Here is a 17,784-nt window from a genome sequence, read left to right as displayed (position 1 = left end):
AGCCCGGTGGAATACCGAACTCAGGTCTTAGAAGCTGCTTAACTAAATATGTCTAACTTTCTTGGGTCAGTTCAATCTGTCCCTTGAATGCTTTTTCACTATTATTATTTAGAGTGAGTTTTCTGTACGAGTTCAATCTGTCCATCTGTTTGCAAGACTTTGAAACTGTGTCGATGGGTACTCGATTTTATTAGATATTAGACACCCATTTTTCTACGGGTATTGCTTGTTTTTTTCGCTTGCTGACTTTTCATTTTTTTTGTTGAAAGGTCGGCATTCTTTTTCCCTTTATTAGGAGAAGACTGGTTCTTTTTGTTTTCAAGCTGCTGCTGCACAGCCTCTTTTAGGCTGATTTTCTTTTTTGGTGCTTCAGATTGTTTATTCTCGGTCATAAGTAATTCCTCCTTTCGGAATGTGATAGTTAGTTCAGTATAATCTATTTTAGCCTATTTGTGAAATATAGCCTTAAACTAACGAGCAGTTTAGTGGAAGAAGGAATAACTAATTTCTATAACGAATGAAATAAAGGTAAGAATTGTTGTTATGACCAAAGGAATATTCTGTGAATAGAAGAGAATTAGGATGTGGGGGAGAATATGGAATCTAAACTGATTATCATACGTGGAAACTCTGGGAGTGGGAAAACAACGACTGCGAAAAGTCTTCAAAGTCATTTGGGACATGGAACGCTCTTGGTTTCTCAGGATGCAGTTCGCCGTGAAATGTTGAAGGTGCACGATAGAGAAGGGAACCTTTCAATTGATTTGATTCGCCAAATAGCGGAATACGGTAAAGATAAATGTGAAATTGTTATTGTGGAAGGAATATTGTATAAAAACCGCTATGGTGAAATGCTGAATAAACTAATCCAGTTCTATAACCAAAAGACATTTACATATTATTTTGATTTACCTTTTGAGGAAACAGTCAAGCGTCACAATTCTAGTTCGAAAAAGATGGAATTCGGTGAAGATTCTTTACGTGCCTGGTGGAATCCACAGGATTATCTTGGCGTGGATGGAGAAATGATATTGACTTATGATAGGTCACAAAACGATGTACTGAAACTGATTTTAAATCAACTGCAAAAATAATTATTTCAAGTGATTTGAAATACTAATTTGCTTATTTAATTATCGAGGCAGGTTAGTTAAAGAAGGTTTTTTATTCCTAGTGAAGAATATATGAATATGAAAGGGTAGATTTAACTAAGTATGTGAATTGGGCACAATTGAATTTGAATTTCCAGCGGCTATGCAAGAAAAGCTAGGTTTCGAACGGCAAGTCACACATATATTTCTCTTGGAGTTTTTGGGTGAAAGAGCTCAGTTACAGCCAAAAACGGAGGAGATTAGTGAAGTTGAGTTTGTAAAGATTGATCAAATGGATGAACGGTTGAAGCTAGTAGAGACGAAGAATTTTTTTCAGAATAATTTGGGTGTGATAAAATCAGGAATTTTTTTGAGGTAGAGAGTGAGTTAAGAATAACAAAACAAACTGTTTATCAAATTTGTTATGTAAGCAGCAGTGGATTAGTTCAATTGAAATAAGGGGGAGATGAAAATAACTATATTAAAAAACAAGTATTTTACAGGTGTTTTATGGATTATAGTTATCGCTTTATTCGGAGTGTCTTTTTTAATACATATCTATAGCTATTTCAATACTAAAGAAATAAATTCTGCTAGTTCTCAATGCTATAAAAATGGTGGAGAAGTTAAATTAAAAATTTATAATAATCTCACAAGTGATTATTATTTTGAGTGTAAGAAAAAATAGATTTAATCATAATTGTCCATTGTATTGGAGGAACTTAAGTTATCGCGTTTTTTTATTTCTTCTTCAACTAAAGGGACAGAATAGTTGAAGAAGCCATTGTTGAAGGAGATTTTTTTTGAACATCAATCACCAAATAATGATTTTACTGCTAGAGCATATTTAATTGTAGGTGGGGCTTCTACAAGAAAAGCAATAAGAATAGTGATTGACTTTGGGAATGAAATAAAAACAATTTATTGGAGTTATGTTGAGAATACCGTAAAAATTAAATGGCTAGTATTAAATGACAGTAAGGTTGTTTAATTACAAATAAAATAGTTACATTTACAATAAAGATGTTTAAAAACGTATGTAATATCATTCCGTTAAAGGAGAATAATGATGCTCCTCGTGATGCCGTTCATGTGATAAACGGGTTGGTAGTACTACTATTAGAGCTTTTTATTCTAAAAAAGGAAAACGCTATCCCAAATACATCGGATAGCGCCTTGATTTCGAATAGTTCTATTAAGGGTTCGTCGACCAAAGTCCAGCATGTTTCAATACAACACGTGGATGAAGTTTTAGTTGTGCAACCATTAAGTCTGCTAAATCTTCTGCTTGCATCACTTTCTCTGGATTGCCGTCTGTTAAGTTTAGTTCAACAGCCATATCTGTTGCCACAGTACTTGGAGTTAACGTTGTAACACGAATATTTTTCTTACGCACTTCAAGCATTAATGACTCACTTAGCCCAATAACTGCAGCTTTTGAAGCCGAGTAAGCACTTGTAATTGGTGCCCCTTTTTGACCAGCTGTTGATGAGATATTAATGATGTCTCCTGTGTTACGCTCTATCATTTCAGGTAATACCGCACGTGTTGTGTAATACACACCTTTTACGTTGACATCGATAATATTTGTCCATTCGTCAGGTGTTAAGTCCATGAATTTACCGAATTTTGAAATGCCTGCATTGTTTACTAAAATATCAATTGCCCCAAGCTCACCACGAATTGATTCAACCGCTAAGGTGATTGAATCTAAATCAGCTACATTTGCCGTTGCGATTGCTACCTTTACATCATACTGTATAAGTTCTTCTGCCACTTGTTGTAAATTTTCAAGTGTACGTCCAACAAGACCTATGTGAACCCCTTCTTTGGCAAAAGCTACTGCTGTTGCACGTCCAATTCCACGTCCTGCTCCGGTAATTAATGCCACTTTTCCTGAGATTGTTTGCATTTTTTTCTCTCCTTTAGATGAGATAGTTCTATTTCCAGCGCTTGTACAAGTGTTGCAATCCTTAAATATTATCGTTTAATATTAAATTATTAAGTCAATGTTATTCTGGATTTCCAACTCATTACTTTGCATGTGTAAAAATTTAAGAATCAACTTAATGCTTCTACTAGGCTTTTTCCAAATTCTTTTGCACCATCTGGTCCATCGCCTGTAATAATATCATCATGCGCTACGACATGTTGTTTAACGTATTCAACATTATGAGCTTTTAATTCGTTCTTTTGGACATCTAGTGGGTAGCATGTTGCTTTACGGCCAGTAAGTAAACCTGTTTTAGCTACAGTTACAGCTCCGGCACAAATTCCTGTTACAAGAACATTTTGTTCATGAGCTTGCTTTAAGTAGCTTAGTAAATCTTGATTTTCCCATAAATAATCATTCGTACCAGACCCTCCGATGACAGCTAGAGCATCATAATCAGTGACTGAAACCTCAGAGTAGATTATTTCTGCATTTGTCTTGCCTTGATAGTCACCAGTAATTTCCCCTTTTTTTGTGCTTGCAATGGTTACTTCAATCCCTGCATGTTCTAATGCTTCTTTAGGTTGGAATAATTCATCTTCATTAAATCGTTCTGGTGGTATAATTAATAATACTTTATTGTTCATAAACGTTTGCCTCCTAAAATAGAAAAAAGTTTGTCTTTAAGACTGACTTCATTCTACCTACCGTTTTCTACATTGTGAAGAATGCACTTTATTGTGCGTAGGTTACCAAACGGTTACTTATATAAGAAAAGGAGTTAAACCCCCATGTCAGATATATTAAGAAAAGAGATTAAAGAGAGAATATTAAATCAAGATTATCATTGTGAAAAAGAACTTACCTTATCGATTATTAGTGGAAAATGGAAAGTTGTTATTTTGTGGCATTTAGGTGTAGAAGGGACACATCGCTTCAGCGAACTTCAAAGACTTTTCCCGAAAATATCCCATAAGATATTAACAAACCAATTACGTGAACTGATAGAAGATGGAATTGTTCATAGAGAAGTGTTTCCAGAAATTCCTCCGAAAGTTGAATACTCAATGACGGAACTCGGGATGACGTTATTACCGATCGTTGAGATGATGTATGAATGGGGAAAAAAGCGCATAGATCAAATAAAACAAGAAAATAATTATCTTGAATAAGAAAAAAACGACTGCTAGAGAATAATCCATTTTGATTTATCTTTTTTCAAATTGGATTATTCTTATTTATTGAAAAATTGAATTTGGTAAATGGACTGATAATCTGGTTTATTACTTAAATTCGAAATAGAAAATTCTTCAATTAACGAGTGAATTAGTCGAAGATCATTGAGCTGTAGAGACGGTTCTTATATAGTTAGGTTTGTTATAGGAGAATTGTAATGGATTTGAAGAGTTTGAATATCAAGGAGATAAATCTCCAAAAAGAAGGAAGTGCTAAAAGGTGAATCTACAAACTGTTATGCAGGAGCTTGAAGCCCTCGGCAAGGAACGAACAAAAAAAATGTACATAACCAATGGTGCGCACGAACCACTGTTTGGCGTGGCTACAGGTGCAATGAAGCCAATCGCCAAAAAAATAAAAATAAATCAATCTTTAGCTGAAGAACTCTATGCAACAGGGAACTATGCAACAGGGAACTATGACGCAATGTACTTTGCAGGCATTATTGCAGATCCAAAAGCAATGACTGAGTCGGATTTTGACCGTTGGATGGATGGGGCATATTTTTATATGCTGTCCGATTATGTGGTAGCAGTAACTTTAGCGGAAGCAGATATTGCACAAGACGTTGCTGATAAATGGATTGCAAGCGGTGAAGAATTAAGAATGTCAGCGGGCTGGAGTTGCTACTGTTGGCTTCTAGGGAATCGTTTAGACGAAGAATTTTCTGAAAGCAAGATTGCCAACATGATTGAAATTGTGAAAAATACGATTCACGTTTCTCCAGAACGAACGAAATCTGCTATGAATAATTTCCTATACACAGTAGGAGTCTCGTATTTGCCGCTCCATGAAAAGGCGGTCGATATTGCAAAGGCAGTAGGTCCAGTAGAAGTCAAAAGGGACAATAAAAAAAGTAGTTTCCTAAACGCTTTCGAAAGTATTCAAAAGGAAGTAGATAGAGGAAAGATTGGTTTCAAACGCAAACATGTAAGATGTTAAACAATAGCCTCTCATTACGGACAATTTTGGTAAATATTAGTTTCGGTGAACCGTCTCATAAATAAGTGCGGTTTTATTATGTGTTGAATAGATTAACAAGGTATGCATACTTCTTTACTTGCATACCTTTTTTCGTTAAGAAGGTATTTCGATATAATGTATTGAATATATTTAATAAATATATTTTTTCTTTTAAGCAAATTTTCTTAAACAAAACTAAAAAAACGATTTCAATCATTATTAATAACTATGATGAAATCGGTGCTTTAGTAATATGCTATATCGAAGGGGGCACAGTATGAAGCAACTTTTTATAAAGCAGAAGGTATTCAGCCTAAGTGGCAAATTTACGGTAAAGGATCAGCAGGAGAAGGATATCTATTATGTGGAGGGAAGTTTTATGCAAATTCCAAAGACTTTCTCCATTATGAATACAACAAGAGATGAAGTCGCACTTATTACTAAAAAGGTATTCAGCTTTTTTACCAAAGTTTTTTGTTGAGGTCAATGGTCGAGAAGTGTTAACGATTAAGAAAGAGTTTTCTTTCTTTAAAGCACGTTATACAATTGATGCCGCAGACATTGAGGTACATGGTAACTGGTGGGATATGGACTTTCAGGTTTTACAGTATGGTGAAGTCATCGGTAAAGTGAGCAAGGAGTGGTTCACTTGGGGCGATAGCTATAAGGTTCAAATATTGAATGAAGAGATGGAGGCCATCATTATTGCACTCGTTGTCGCAATTGATTGTGTGAAGGCGGACCAAGCTGCTTCTTCCTCAGCGTCGAGTTAAAATGAAGATGTACAATGCTGACGAGTTTCTTTAGAAATTCAAAATAACAGTAGAAATAATATCAAAAAAGTGGGGAATCACTAACGAATTCCCTGCTTTTTATTATGGAGTTTTAATGAGAATATTTGTCGGAATAAGTATCTGTAATGAAAGGGAAAATTGGTCTAAATGAATAAATGGGCAGGGAGATAGAGGAGATTGAATTTGGGGTAATTCGAATGGTGTAAGAAAGTAATGAATTCAAATTTTGTAAAGCAGCCTATTAAAATAGCCTTCTGTAATGCAAAATGTAAAAGAGGCAGTTTTCCTGCCTCTTTTAATAAGTTCATTATTAGGTCGTTAATTCTATTAATAATTACTACTGTTTTTCTCAATCATTCCCGGATAATTTTTAGTTTTGCTCTTATTGAATTTGTATTTATCTACAGGAGTAAGTAATGTCAACCCGACAATTACAATGATTCCTGTAAATAAGCCATAAATAATAGGAAGTGTAGACGTAATACCGTAAATCATAAATGTAACAAAGATCACTAGTGTACTAGCAATAATAGAATAGAAAGCCGCTTGGCTTGTTACACGCTTCCAATATAGACCGATAATAAGCGGTACGAAGATTGCACCTGATAAAATGGCATAGGCCATATCTAATGCGACAAGAATGTTTTGAATCCAAATTGAGAAAATAATTGAAAGTACACCTAACCCAAGTATGACAAATCGAGATGTTCGGATGATATCTTTATCATTCATATCTTTATTAAAATATACTTTAATTATATCGTTTGTGATTAGAGTAGACGAGGCAAAGATAGCTCCTGAAGCATTTGACATGAGAGCAGAACAAACACTAGCAAGAACAAGTCCTAACAAGCCTGGCGGTAGAATTTCTAATGCAAGACTAGTAAAGGCAGATTGTGAGTCTCCTAAATTCGGAAGTAATATGAATGCACACATCCCAACTATGCTTAGTGCTACAGCATAAAAAACACTATATAAACCAGCTGATATAGCACTGCTTTTCATGACCTTTTGGTTCTTTGCTGTAAATACACGTTGCCAAATGTCTTGAGAAACAATTAAGCCAAAGAAGTATAATAAAAAGTATTGGAAAATGCGATCCCAACCGATGTTCGTAAGCTCTTGATGACCCGTTGGAACACTATGAAATAGAGCGGATAATCCTCCTACATTCACAATACTATATGGGAACATAATAAAGAACACACCGATTGTCATAACCACAAATTGGATAATATCGGTCAAGGTTATACTCCACATTCCACCTAAAATTGTATAGAAGAGGACTATTCCTCCACCAATAGCCATAGAGGGTATAAGTGGCCATCCGAGCAAAACATGTATTACATTTCCCATACCAATAACTTGCGTCACAACGACCATAAGTGTATAGATAGCGGTAACAATGGCACTTATAAGCTGAGTCCCTTCACCAAAACGTTTTCCGAGTAATTGACTAATAGTAAAAACCTCATACCCACCAATCTTATTGACGACGAAAAGACCTAATGCTGCGATTCCTAATCCCATCATTGATACAAACCAAAAACCTGAAATCCCGTAATTATAGCCCAAAGTAGTTGTACCCATCGTAGCAGCGCCGCCAATAATAACAGCCGCTAAACAACCAACATGGGTGAAGTATCCTAATCGACTTCCGGCTAGAAGAAAGTCCTTTTTCGACTTTACCTTATTAACTCCAACTATTCCAATAATCACTAAAACACCAAAGTAAAGAAGGAGAACAATAGTATCAAGAATATTCATCTATACACCCCCAAAGCCTAATTCTAATTCGTATTCAGTAATTGCTTCGTCAAGCAAGGAAATACCTTTGTCTAAATACTCCTTATCGATATTTAACGGAGGTATCATTCGTATGACTTCTCCTTTATTCCCACTTAAATAGAAGATGACCCCTTTATGCAAACACTTCTCAAGAATGTTCATTAACCCTGACCCATTTGGTTTGCCTGTGATAGGGTGGACAATTTCAATGCCTAGCATCAAGCCGATGCCTCGAACATTTCCAATGACAGGATGTTTTCTTTTTAAATCTATTAATCTATTTAATGCATAGTCTCCTAAAATTCTTGCATTGTCGATTAAGCCTTCTTCCTTCAAAACGTCAATTGTCGCACATGCAGCAGCACACGCAACAGGATTCCCACCAAATGTTGTACTATGGCTACCTATAGTCCATTGTTCCATTAATTCTCGTGAAGCAACTGTTGCACTAAGCGGCAAGCCACTAGCGATTCCTTTTGCAATTGCCATTATATCTGGTGTTACCCCAAACCGATTAGCTGCAAACCAGTCACCTGTTCGGCCAAAACCTGTTTGGATTTCATCAAAGATTAGCAAGATTCCATGCCGATCACAAATTTCTCTAATTTTTTGTAGCCATGCTTTTGGTGGGACAACATAACCACCCTCTCCTAACACAGGTTCTAAAATAACTGCTGCCACTTCATCTGGAGAAACTTGATGATTAAATAGTCGTTCAAAGTCCTTTTCGACATGTTTTGCCCAATATTCATCATGGTCTAATCCTTCTGGTGTTTCTGTTATTTGAGCATAGGGTAATTGATAGGTCATATTGGCCCCTACTGGTAAGTTTTTTCTGTATTTGCTTTTTGAGGTTGTTAGACTTAGGGCTCCCATTGTTCTGCCATGGAATCCACCAATGAAAGAAATGACATATGGTTTCTTTGTAACATGTCTAGCTAATTTTACCGCGCCTTCAATAGCCTCAGCCCCGCTATTCCCAAAGAAGAAGCAGTCTAATGGCTTTGGTAAAACCGCTTTCAATTTTTTAGCTAACAAAAAGAGTGAGTCGAAATTAATAATTCCGATCGGACCATGAATTAAATGGTCCACCTGCTCCTTGATTGCCGCAATTACCTTTGGATGTCTGTGCCCTGTATTTTCCGTAGCGATACCAGAAGTAAAATCCAAGTATTTTTTGCCATCATAACCTATATAGAAAAATCCCTCAGATTTTACCACTGGTAGATTGGGAAAATCTTTTGCCATAGTAGGGGCTAATAAGCCTTCCTCATTTATGGTTTTCCAATTAATCATAATTTCATCCCCATTTCATCCTTCATTGGTGTAATTTTCTTATAATTCAGAAAGTTAGTCAAATGACGATCATAAGGAAATTTAATAGTTAAAATAGGGAAATTTGAGTTTTTATACCGTAACCGTATAGAAAGTTACCTTATATTAAAAGAACTCCCCTGAAACGAGTAAGAGGCGGCTAAATGAACTATAAAAAACTTTTATCGTTAAATGTATAAGAATTGAGGTTTGACCTATCGACAAGGTGGAACCATTAATAAAAATACATAGTACTAGTAATATGATGTTAGTGCTATAGATTAGTTACCGCGAAAGTCATTTAGCTATGGAGATGTTAGCAGATGCAGAAATTATTACATCAGCAGAAATTGTAGAAGTAAATCTAATTTTTGGATAAAAAATAAAACCGCTCAAATCGCAGTAACTCTTATAGGTTCTCTATTTGGAGAGATATTATTAGAGCGTCCACTAATAAAGAACAAAGAATATGATTCTCTCGTAAAATAACATGCCATAATTATAGAATACGATTATGTAAAGAGTCTTAATAGGATGATTAATTAAGAAAGTGAATTTCTAAAATATCTAATAAAATATCCTTGCATCAGTGTTAAATTTTCCAATATAAAATGAACAAATGGAAGTAGAAGAATTGGTAATTTATAATAGAAGTAAGATCCCATGGCAATAAATCTATTATAGATTTATCGCTATGGTTAAATTAAACATTTTTCGAATATGGGGAAGGGGAAGTGATGATTAGATGGAACTTAGAAATTTAAAAACATTTCAAGTGGTTGCAGAAGAATTAAATCTGACGAAGGCCGCCAAAAGATTAAAATATACACAACCTACTATTTCAATTCAAATACAATCATTAGAAAAAGAATTGAATCATACTCTATTAACTAGAGTAGGCAAAAAAACGATGTTAACATCTGCTGGACAAAAACTAAAAGGGCATGTCAATCACTTATTTGACCTTATAGAAGAGATTGAAAGAGACATGGAAGAGTTACATGGACCAACTGGTATTCTTATAATTGCTGCTTCTGAATATTATTGCACTCAACATCTTCCACCTATTGTAAAATCATACACTGAAATATACCCGGAAGTGAAAATAAGTCTTTTGCCGCTAAATACCGTCCATGCTATCCAAAGTGTAAGAGACCATGTGGCTGATATTGCAATTATTGCTAATGAGTGTAATGATAGCGATATCAAAGAGTCCTTTTTAGAGAAAGAACATACTTTTTTGGTCGCATCTTCAGAAGTCAGTAATAGAAAAAGTGTCCATGATATACTACGGGAAGATACCTTTATCTCCTATGACCGTCATTGCAGTTTTAGTAATATCAATGAACAATTTTTCAAAGAAAGAGGAATCAAGCCTCACTCTATGATTATGGTTGGCGGAAGTGACGAGATGATTAAGCGGGCAGTGTTAAATGGAACTGGATATGGCATTTTAGGCGAAAATGCAATTAAGAATGAAATAAAAGATGGTACTATTATCATCCTTCAACAAGCTTCAAAATCGATTGTTACCTCTTCCATTAATTTGAAATTTCGTTCAGAAGAACCGAATATTCAAACGTTCAATGCATATTTACAGAATACCTGGCCAGTCAGCAATTTTTTTAGTAAATCTGATAATATTCAAATTCAAGATAAGGAAATAGAAAAGGAATTGGATCTTTTACTTTAAAATGAACATCAAGAATCGGATCGGAAACTTAATGCCATGTGAACAATAGTACGCTGTTCATAAGGATATTTTTATGGAGAGTTAGAAATGAAAGAATCCTTGAAGGTATCAATAAAGATATGTTAACAGAGAGTGAAAAGCAATGGTTAAATAATTATCATCAAGAGGTATATACGAAGCTAGCTCCTTATTTTAATGAAGAAGAGAGCGGATGGCTAAGGGAAGAAACTAGGGAAATATAAATAGGTATTGCCGAATACAAGTAATATTTTTCGCTTTAAAGTATAAAATCGATGACTGCCTTTTCATGGAGCAGCAATACGAATCTTAGCAGAAGTCAAAAGGTACAATAAAAAACTACACGCTTTTGAAAGCATTCAAAAGGAAGTAGATAGGGGAAAGCTTGGTTTCAAGCGCAAATATGTAAGATGTTAAATAATAACGAGTGTATCTTATATGCAGCTAAAATAATAGCATAGTATGCGTTTTGATGGAAAATTATAAAGAAAAAGGACTGTTGTAAATTAATTTACAACAGTCCTTTATTAGGTAAATTTAGATTTTGGAAAGCATTTCAATTAGAGTCGTGCTTCCTACCGTGTTCACTCATTAATTTCGGATTAGATAATCAAATGCACCTAAAGATGCAGTAGCTCCTGATCCCATTGAAATAATGATTTGTTTATACGGGCTGTTCGTGCAGTCTCCTGCAGCAAATACACCAGGGATATTCGTTGCCCCGTGATTATCTACAATGATCTCACCAAATTTAGTACGTTCAACGGTATCACTTAACCAGTCAGTATTAGGTACAAGACCGATTTGAACAAAGATTCCGGCAAGCTCAATATGCTTAGCTTCTCCTGTATCACGCTCAACATAAGTAACCCCGTTTACTTTGTCAGTTCCAGTAATTTCTTGAGTTTGAACATTTTTTAGAACCGTTACATTCGGCAAACTGTGTAGACGATCTTGCAGTACAGAATCTGCTTTTAGCTCTGGATTAAATTCAAGAACGGTTACGTGCTTCACAATTCCCGCAAGGTCGATGGCTGCCTCAACGCCGGAATTTCCGCCACCAATAACGGCTACGTCTTTGCCAGCAAATAATGGACCATCACAGTGTGGGCAGTAAGCTACGCCTTTATTTTTAAATTCAGCCTCACCAGGTACACCAACATTGCGCCAGCGAGCACCTGTTGAAAGGATAACAGTTTTGCTCTTTAGAACAGCCCCGTTTTCTAGTTCAATTTCAATAAGGTCTTTCTTTTCTAAACGTTTAGCGCGCTGTAAGTTCATGACATCAATGTCATATTCTTTTACATGTTCTTCAAGGTTTGCTGCGAGCTTAGGACCTTCAGTAGACTTTACGCTAATAAAGTTTTCAATGCTCAAAGTGTCCATAATCTGACCGCCAAAGCGTTCAGCGACAATTCCTGTACGAATGCCTTTACGTGCTGCATAGATGGCAGCACTTGCCCCCGCTGGTCCGCCTCCAACAACAAGGACATCGAATGCATCTTTATTAGCAAACTCGGACGCATCTGAAGTACCTCCCATTTTAGCAAGGATTTCTTCTAGTGTCATACGGCCGCTGCCGAATGATTCGCCATTAAGGAAAACTGTAGGTACTGCCATAATGTTTTTGGCTTCTACTTCTTCCTTAAATGCACCACCATCAATCATCGTATGTGAAATGTTAGGGTTTAGAACGCTCATAACGTTTAGAGCTTGTACAACATCAGGACAGTTATGACAACTTAGACTAATGTATGACTCAAAGTGATATTCGCCTTCAATTCTTTTCACTTGATCAATGATTTTCTGATCGACCTTTGGAGCTCTTCCGCTTACCTGAAGTAAAGCCAATACTAATGAAGTAAATTCGTGTCCAAGAGGAATACCCGCAAAAGTTACTCCAGTTTCTTCGCCGATACGATTTACACTAAAGCTCGGTGTTCTCTGTAATTCTGTTTTTTCTACTTTAATTCTAGATGACATAGTGGCTAATTCATCTACTAAAGCCAACATGTCACGAGAAACATCATCGGATGCTGCACTAACTTTAAGTAGCACATCACCCTCCATCATTTGAAGGTATTGGGCTAATTGTTCTTTAATATCTGCATCAAGTATCATTGATTGTACTCCTTAAATTTTACCTACAAGATCAAGGCTTGGCTTAAGTGTAGAAGAACCTTCTTGCCATTTTGCTGGGCAAACTTCACCTGGATTGTTACGCACATATTGAGCTGCCTTAATTTTGTTAACAAGAATACTTGCATCACGGCCGATGCCGCCAGCATTGATTTCAAGTGCTTGTACAACACCGTCTGGATCGATAATGAAAGTACCGCGATCTGCAAGACCTTCTTCTTCGTCCAATACATCGAAGATACGAGTAATTTTTTGTGAAGGGTCACCAATCATTACATATTTGATTTTGCTAATAGCTTCTGAGTGATCATGCCATGCTTTATGAGTAAAGTGTGTATCTGTTGAAACAGAAAAAACTTCAACTCCAAGCTCTTTTAGCTCAGCATATTGGTTTTGTAGGTCCTCAAGCTCGGTAGGGCAAACGAATGTAAAGTCTGCAGGATAAAAGCAAACAACACTCCATTGTCCTTTCATGCTTTGTTCTGTAACATCGATAAATTCACCGCTACCAGCATTGTAAGCAGAGGCTTTAAATGGTAAAATTTCTTTTCCGATTAGAGACATAATAAATCTCCTCCTAATATGTTTTGTTCTTAGTTAGTTTGAGTATAAAGCCATATTTTTATAAGGAAAATAATAATTATTATTGAATATAATCATCACGCCTTAATTAAAATGATTCTAATACAAAACCTATTATTATATAGAATTAATTTTATGTCAATAATTATTCTAGTATTATAAAATAACTGTTAATTATCAGTACTGGTACGGTATTCCTGGATGACAAATAGTAGAAAAAATCCTGAGGTTGTTGAATTTTAAGTAAAACCAAAAAATGGAAGGAAAGATTTGAACAGTTGAGAAGGATCGTTCTTGATTTTGAGCTGACCGAAGAAATTAAGTGGAAGCATCTTTGGTATATGTTTGAGAACAAAAACATTGTATTAATCCATGGCTTTAAAGAATATTGTGCGCTTTTGTTTCACAAAGATACCTTGCTAAAGGATGTTCACGAGAAACTCATCCTACAACTATTTCTCACAACCAAAACAACTTAAAACTCGAGTGTCATAGGTTGAAAAATATACGCAGCAAATTCTCAATGGGAAGGGACTAAATGATTAGTGTGCCATTTTGGGTTGTCGTGAGCTATCTTATAGTTATATAATTTATAACTGATTACACAGAGGTGTTAAAATGAAAATGTTTACGAGATATAAAGTATTTTATTTTGTCTTTAGCCTGATGGCGATAGCTTTTGTTTTAACGGGGTGTGGATCATCAACAGAAAGTGGATCAGAGGATAAGATGGTAAAGGAATCGGACAAAAAAACGGATTATTCATCAGTTGTGAAAGAAAATCCAATTATGACGATTACCCTGACCCAGTAGTACGAAAATAGAGGATGCAACAATATGATTAAATAATGAGCAAAGAGTATGTGAAATATCTTCTTTCACATATTTTTTTCAATATAGGGTATTTCCTTGATAGATGTTATAAAGAAAATATAAAGTAAAAATTTCGGTTTGTAGAAGGAATCAGAAACTATTATAAATGTAAAAAATTCTGTATTCCATCCATATTTTTAGGAGGACTTAATGGGTTTTAAAGATGAAATTAAACGTGAAATGCGTAATGTAATGAAAGATGTAGAAAAAGAAGTACATAAAACATGGAAGATTGATTATCAAGGGCATTGTATTGAAATTATAAACGAGATAAAAGAAGAGCTACTTATCATTGATGGTAAAACAGTCGATATGAATAAACGAAAATATTTATTTTCGCATATTGTTCCGTATTCGAAATTATCAGGGATACTTGAGCTGCAAGATGGAACAAAGCACATGGTTTCCGTTAAACTCGGTGGTTATATACGCTTTAAATGTATTGTTAAAATCGACAATGAAACGATTTTAGATGATTCACTGAAGTTAGACTTTCTCCCATGGGATAATAAAGAGAAAATTGTTCCCTTTATTCAAAAACAAGTTCAGACTCACAACAAAATAGTAGAAGATTATTTACCAGATGACGAATACTTGTATGATGAAAATCATCCGCGATTGGCTGCGGGTTTATACGATAATTTTGTAGATGACACACCTACTCCATTTTATGTGAAAAAGCTACTAAAGCTTTTTGAAGAACAACTAAATCAACCTACTACGAAAACACGAAAAGTAACATACGAAAAAATCATTTTTGACAATATCGCTAGCTATGGCGATGAATTTATTGAGCGATTCCAGCAAGCTCAATTGGACGAATCTCTTGTACAACAAGAGGCATTATGGCTTCTTGACCATGCAGCACATAGAGAGGTTGTGAAATTTTCAATCATCGTACTTGGTTGTACGAATTGTGAAAAATATAAAGAGCTATTATTCACCTTAGGTATGCATGAAGAATTCACACCATATGTCATATTTGCATTGAAAAATGGCACAATGCAAGCAAACAACCAAATTTGGCGACTCGCTCAGTCCGTCCATGGTTGGGGCAAAATTAGGGCTGTTAAACAACTGGAAGCAACGACGCCAGAAATAAAACAATGGCTACTGACAAAGGGCTGTGAAAATCTCATTATGAATGAATATCTAGCCTATCAGTGTGCCATAAATGGAGAGCTTGACATAGCTCTATACGAAGAGACGATTTCAAAAGAGTTATATGATGGAGCAAGTATTATCATCCAAGCGTTACTAAATGAGCGTGCTCCAGAGAGTATCGAAGATTATCCGTATGCAAGCGACGTTCTTTCGCGCTTCGTTTACCATGCGCGTATACACTGTAAAACACTTGAAGATTTTTATCCACTGATGAAAATAAGTGAATTTTTAAATGCTGAAAAAGAAGTTTGGGAAGAACGGTTTAATGACCAATGGAAACAACATGAGTGTACTTCTATTCAACAAGCGATTCAACCATTTATAAATGATCCTAAATGGCCTCAGCTTGCAATGGATGCACTACAACAGGATAATAATTTTAAAGCACTTGAAATCGCTCGCTTCTATCAAGTAGACGTCACTCCGAATTTGTTTGATATGCTAGAGAAATATCCCACAAACAGTGAATTATACTATGCGGTTATGGATACAAATAATCGTCAGCATATTAAAGACCTCTGTGAATTTGCAGCAACGCATTTATCGTTATCGAGTCTATCAAATGATGAACAAGATTGTCTGCAACTTATTGTTCAAGATTTACATGAGCATGAAGGAGTAGGACTAGCATTGATTCAAGCTGCTCTTAAATCAGATAATGGGAGTTTACAATACCATGCATTAAGTGTATTAGAAGAATGGTCCCCATCGATCACGCAACAATCTACTATACAGGATATTGTTAAAAACATCGCAACTACTACAAAAGATAAAGAAAACCGCCAGTTAGCAAAATACTTATTAAAAAGATAAGTAAAGATAAGTATTAAGTTTTATCTTTATCTAGAAAAGGTTAAGATGATCCATTATTCCTACATGATAAGACTCGATTCTAGTATAGAATCGAGTCTTATTTTTTGGTGAATTGATAAAACCTCACTTAGCTCCATTAACGAGAACCGTTTCATGTAAATGAGGTTTTATAAATGGTAAAGTAAAAGATTTTTTTGTAATAATCTATAAAATTAATTTATGTAAATCTTTGTCCCAATGTTCTCTGTAAAACTTAATACATAATATTTTCTGACTAATATGATAGTATGTGAATAGAATGATATCAACATAAAAGAGGGATAATATGACGATAGTGCCTAAGCTGGCTTCGAAGTTACAACGTCGTGATGAAGAACCAAATATTGAACTAGCACAGGAATTAGTTAAAGATCATAATCTTGAAGGTATAAAAGAAGTTATACAAAACTTATCTAATAAGGATAAAGGAATTCAACAAGATTGTATTAAAGTAGCATATGAAATTGGGGAAGTTAAACCAGAGCTTATAAGTGAATTCACTTTAACCTTTATAAATTTATTGCAAAGTAGAAATAACCGTTTAGTTTGGGGTGCAATGACAGCATTATCTACCATTGTAACAATGTCATCTACGATTATGATGGAGCATCTTGAAATGATTTTTTCAACTATGAAAACTGGCTCCGTTATTACTGTTGATAAAGGGGTATTAACTTTAGCAAAGTTAGCATCCACGAGCAAGGAAAACAATGAACGAATTTTTCCGTTCCTGCTTCATCATTTAGAAACTTGCAGATTTAAAGATCTCCCCCAACACGCTGAGAGTACCCTAATAGCTGTTAATAATGATAATAAAGAAGCATTTTTAACTGTGTTAAAACGAAGAGAAAATGAACTTACAGCACCTCAATTAAAAAGAATTAGAAAAATTTATAAAGTATTAGGACTGAATGAATAAAAAAATACATCGGTATTCATTAGATTTACTCAGTGCATATTTTCTGAACATATTACAATACTAAGCATTGGATCACAATATGTATGGAAAGGAATGTGGAACAATGGCTAAGCATTCGGATACAAGTTGGAAAAAGGATCATCCAAGTACTTTGTTAAGCAACTCTGTTCAAAAGGCGGATCGTGCCGTTAAGCAAGCGATGTCACACCCAGAGGAGATAGCGGTTGAGCATGCTTTCAATTCTATATCCCATGCAAAAAATGCACTCTCAAATGCAGAACACCGTCATGAGCATATGGATACAGTGGAACAAAATAAAGATCAGTTAGAGCTGATAAGACAGCAATTGGTCGAAGCCGATGAAAATGTAAAAGAGTAGCATTATAAGACAATAACCCCGTAGGTTAACAATACTTACGAGGGTT

General features: G+C 35.2%; 19 protein-coding genes and 4 pseudogenes. 16 read left to right on the top strand and 7 right to left on the bottom strand.

The genetic code is table 11. The annotated features are described in order from the left end of the window. Positions 1-197 precede the first annotated feature (197 nt). Positions 198-392: a hypothetical protein gene (locus AMD00_RS06660; protein WP_053416261.1), complete on the bottom strand. Its 195-nt coding sequence runs from the start codon at positions 390-392 to the stop codon at positions 198-200. A 204-nt stretch (positions 393-596) separates the two neighbouring features. On the opposite strand from AMD00_RS06660, the gene AMD00_RS06655 reads away from it, so the two are divergent. The 4 genes from AMD00_RS06655 (at position 597) to AMD00_RS06640 (ending at position 2,082) form a co-directional block, all read left to right on the top strand. After that, positions 597-1,094 (top strand): kinase, encoded by a 498-nt coding sequence (locus AMD00_RS06655; RefSeq protein ID WP_053416260.1) that lies wholly within the window; start codon positions 597-599, stop codon positions 1,092-1,094. A 127-nt stretch (positions 1,095-1,221) separates the two neighbouring features. Then, positions 1,222-1,470: an NUDIX hydrolase gene (locus AMD00_RS23495; RefSeq protein ID WP_053416259.1), complete on the top strand. Its 249-nt coding sequence runs from the start codon at positions 1,222-1,224 to the stop codon at positions 1,468-1,470. A gap of 87 nt (positions 1,471-1,557) precedes the next feature. Beyond that, on the top strand, positions 1,558-1,779 hold the full coding sequence (locus tag AMD00_RS06645; protein WP_053416258.1) for a hypothetical protein: 222 nt from the start codon (positions 1,558-1,560) through the stop codon (positions 1,777-1,779). An 84-nt stretch (positions 1,780-1,863) separates the two neighbouring features. Then, positions 1,864-2,082 (top strand): DUF5412 family protein, encoded by a 219-nt coding sequence (locus AMD00_RS06640; protein ID WP_053416257.1) that lies wholly within the window; start codon positions 1,864-1,866, stop codon positions 2,080-2,082. Positions 2,083-2,286: 204 nt separating this feature from the next. On the opposite strand, the gene AMD00_RS06635 is transcribed toward AMD00_RS06640, so the two are convergent. Next, the gene (locus AMD00_RS06635; protein ID WP_053416256.1) at positions 2,287-3,003 is read right to left on the bottom strand and encodes a 3-ketoacyl-ACP reductase; all 717 of its coding nucleotides are present in this window, start codon (positions 3,001-3,003) and stop codon (positions 2,287-2,289) included. 149 nt (positions 3,004-3,152) lie between these two features. Further along, a complete protein-coding gene (locus AMD00_RS06630; RefSeq protein ID WP_053416255.1) occupies positions 3,153-3,671 on the bottom strand; it encodes a DJ-1/PfpI family protein in 519 nt (172 codons plus the stop codon). Between the two features lie 144 nt (positions 3,672-3,815). On the opposite strand from AMD00_RS06630, the gene AMD00_RS06625 reads away from it, so the two are divergent. From AMD00_RS06625 to AMD00_RS06615, 3 genes and pseudogenes are all read left to right on the top strand, one after another. Next, positions 3,816-4,196 carry a winged helix-turn-helix transcriptional regulator gene (locus tag AMD00_RS06625; RefSeq protein WP_053416254.1) on the top strand — a complete coding sequence of 127 codons (381 nt, stop codon included), beginning with the start codon at positions 3,816-3,818 and terminating at the stop codon, positions 4,194-4,196. Between the two features lie 283 nt (positions 4,197-4,479). Continuing rightward, the gene (locus AMD00_RS06620) at positions 4,480-5,202 is read left to right on the top strand and encodes a DNA alkylation repair protein (protein WP_053416253.1); all 723 of its coding nucleotides are present in this window, start codon (positions 4,480-4,482) and stop codon (positions 5,200-5,202) included. A gap of 298 nt (positions 5,203-5,500) precedes the next feature. Continuing rightward, positions 5,501-5,996 (top strand): annotated as a pseudogene (locus AMD00_RS06615) (LURP-one-related/scramblase family protein). 348 nt (positions 5,997-6,344) lie between these two features. Here AMD00_RS06615 and AMD00_RS06610 read toward each other — a convergent pair. Next, positions 6,345-7,784 (bottom strand): sodium:solute symporter, encoded by a 1,440-nt coding sequence (locus AMD00_RS06610; protein ID WP_053416252.1) that lies wholly within the window; start codon positions 7,782-7,784, stop codon positions 6,345-6,347. Next, the gene (locus tag AMD00_RS06605) at positions 7,785-9,101 is read right to left on the bottom strand and encodes an aspartate aminotransferase family protein (protein WP_053416251.1); all 1,317 of its coding nucleotides are present in this window, start codon (positions 9,099-9,101) and stop codon (positions 7,785-7,787) included. It lies immediately after the preceding gene. A 298-nt stretch (positions 9,102-9,399) separates the two neighbouring features. On the opposite strand from AMD00_RS06605, the pseudogene AMD00_RS23935 reads away from it, so the two are divergent. From AMD00_RS23935 to AMD00_RS23930, 4 genes and pseudogenes are all read left to right on the top strand, one after another. Then, positions 9,400-9,608 (top strand): annotated as a pseudogene (locus AMD00_RS23935) (arginase family protein); the annotation flags it as partial. Positions 9,609-9,864: 256 nt separating this feature from the next. Next, entirely contained in the window at positions 9,865-10,812 is a 948-nt protein-coding gene (locus tag AMD00_RS06600; protein WP_053416250.1) for a LysR family transcriptional regulator, read from the top strand. Positions 10,813-10,850: 38 nt separating this feature from the next. Continuing rightward, positions 10,851-11,054, top strand: coding sequence for a M24 family metallopeptidase C-terminal domain-containing protein (locus tag AMD00_RS24135; protein ID WP_281173042.1), 204 nt, complete (start codon positions 10,851-10,853; stop codon positions 11,052-11,054). 55 nt (positions 11,055-11,109) lie between these two features. Continuing rightward, positions 11,110-11,247: pseudogene (locus AMD00_RS23930) on the top strand (DNA alkylation repair protein); the annotation flags it as partial. 174 nt (positions 11,248-11,421) lie between these two features. Here the strand turns inward: AMD00_RS23930 and ahpF are convergent. Both ahpF and ahpC read right to left on the bottom strand, forming a co-directional pair. Next, positions 11,422-12,951, bottom strand: a complete 1,530-nt coding sequence (gene ahpF / locus AMD00_RS06595) for an alkyl hydroperoxide reductase subunit F (RefSeq protein ID WP_053416249.1) — start codon at positions 12,949-12,951, stop codon at positions 11,422-11,424. Positions 12,952-12,963: 12 nt separating this feature from the next. Then, positions 12,964-13,533, bottom strand: coding sequence for an alkyl hydroperoxide reductase subunit C (ahpC, locus tag AMD00_RS06590; protein WP_053416248.1), 570 nt, complete (start codon positions 13,531-13,533; stop codon positions 12,964-12,966). 219 nt (positions 13,534-13,752) lie between these two features. Between ahpC and AMD00_RS23925 the strand changes: the two are divergent. The 5 genes and pseudogenes from AMD00_RS23925 to AMD00_RS06565 all read left to right on the top strand — a co-directional run. Continuing rightward, positions 13,753-14,003: pseudogene (locus AMD00_RS23925) on the top strand (DUF1801 domain-containing protein); the annotation flags it as partial. A 166-nt stretch (positions 14,004-14,169) separates the two neighbouring features. After that, positions 14,170-14,364, top strand: coding sequence for a hypothetical protein (locus AMD00_RS06580; protein ID WP_053416247.1), 195 nt, complete (start codon positions 14,170-14,172; stop codon positions 14,362-14,364). A gap of 210 nt (positions 14,365-14,574) precedes the next feature. Beyond that, positions 14,575-16,401: a hypothetical protein gene (locus AMD00_RS06575; RefSeq protein WP_053416246.1), complete on the top strand. Its 1,827-nt coding sequence runs from the start codon at positions 14,575-14,577 to the stop codon at positions 16,399-16,401. A 325-nt stretch (positions 16,402-16,726) separates the two neighbouring features. Beyond that, on the top strand, positions 16,727-17,359 hold the full coding sequence (locus AMD00_RS06570) for a hypothetical protein (protein WP_053416245.1): 633 nt from the start codon (positions 16,727-16,729) through the stop codon (positions 17,357-17,359). 103 nt (positions 17,360-17,462) lie between these two features. Continuing rightward, positions 17,463-17,738: a hypothetical protein gene (locus tag AMD00_RS06565; RefSeq protein ID WP_053416244.1), complete on the top strand. Its 276-nt coding sequence runs from the start codon at positions 17,463-17,465 to the stop codon at positions 17,736-17,738. Positions 17,739-17,784: the final 46 nt, after the last annotated feature.

It is taken from the genome of Viridibacillus arvi, from assembly GCF_001274945.1.
In the GTDB taxonomy this organism is placed as follows: Bacteria; Bacillota; Bacilli; order Bacillales_A; family Planococcaceae; genus Viridibacillus; species Viridibacillus arvi.
Note: the sequence above shows the minus strand (reverse complement) of the source record. Positions and strands in the feature narration are given on the sequence as shown.

What these genes read in the sequence shown, in the direction of transcription:
- AMD00_RS06660 (WP_053416261.1), bottom strand. Translation starts at nt 392, where the DNA reads ATGACCGAGAATAAACAATCTGAAGCACCAAAAAAGAAAATCAGCCTA.
- AMD00_RS06630 (WP_053416255.1), bottom strand. Translation starts at nt 3,671, where the DNA reads ATGAACAATAAAGTATTATTAATTATACCACCAGAACGATTTAATGAA.
- AMD00_RS06610 (WP_053416252.1), bottom strand. Translation starts at nt 7,784, where the DNA reads ATGAATATTCTTGATACTATTGTTCTCCTTCTTTACTTTGGTGTTTTA.
- AMD00_RS06605 (WP_053416251.1), bottom strand. Translation starts at nt 9,101, where the DNA reads ATGATTAATTGGAAAACCATAAATGAGGAAGGCTTATTAGCCCCTACT.
- ahpC (WP_053416248.1), bottom strand. Translation starts at nt 13,533, where the DNA reads ATGTCTCTAATCGGAAAAGAAATTTTACCATTTAAAGCCTCTGCTTAC.
- AMD00_RS06635 (WP_053416256.1), bottom strand. Translation starts at nt 3,003, where the DNA reads ATGCAAACAATCTCAGGAAAAGTGGCATTAATTACCGGAGCAGGACGT.
- AMD00_RS06580 (WP_053416247.1), top strand. Translation starts at nt 14,170, where the DNA reads ATGAAAATGTTTACGAGATATAAAGTATTTTATTTTGTCTTTAGCCTG.
- AMD00_RS06570 (WP_053416245.1), top strand. Translation starts at nt 16,727, where the DNA reads ATGACGATAGTGCCTAAGCTGGCTTCGAAGTTACAACGTCGTGATGAA.
- ahpF (WP_053416249.1), bottom strand. Translation starts at nt 12,951, where the DNA reads ATGATACTTGATGCAGATATTAAAGAACAATTAGCCCAATACCTTCAA.
- AMD00_RS06575 (WP_053416246.1), top strand. Translation starts at nt 14,575, where the DNA reads ATGGGTTTTAAAGATGAAATTAAACGTGAAATGCGTAATGTAATGAAA.
- AMD00_RS06625 (WP_053416254.1), top strand. Translation starts at nt 3,816, where the DNA reads ATGTCAGATATATTAAGAAAAGAGATTAAAGAGAGAATATTAAATCAA.
- AMD00_RS06600 (WP_053416250.1), top strand. Translation starts at nt 9,865, where the DNA reads ATGGAACTTAGAAATTTAAAAACATTTCAAGTGGTTGCAGAAGAATTA.
- AMD00_RS06645 (WP_053416258.1), top strand. Translation starts at nt 1,558, where the DNA reads ATGAAAATAACTATATTAAAAAACAAGTATTTTACAGGTGTTTTATGG.
- AMD00_RS06565 (WP_053416244.1), top strand. Translation starts at nt 17,463, where the DNA reads ATGGCTAAGCATTCGGATACAAGTTGGAAAAAGGATCATCCAAGTACT.
- AMD00_RS06655 (WP_053416260.1), top strand. Translation starts at nt 597, where the DNA reads ATGGAATCTAAACTGATTATCATACGTGGAAACTCTGGGAGTGGGAAA.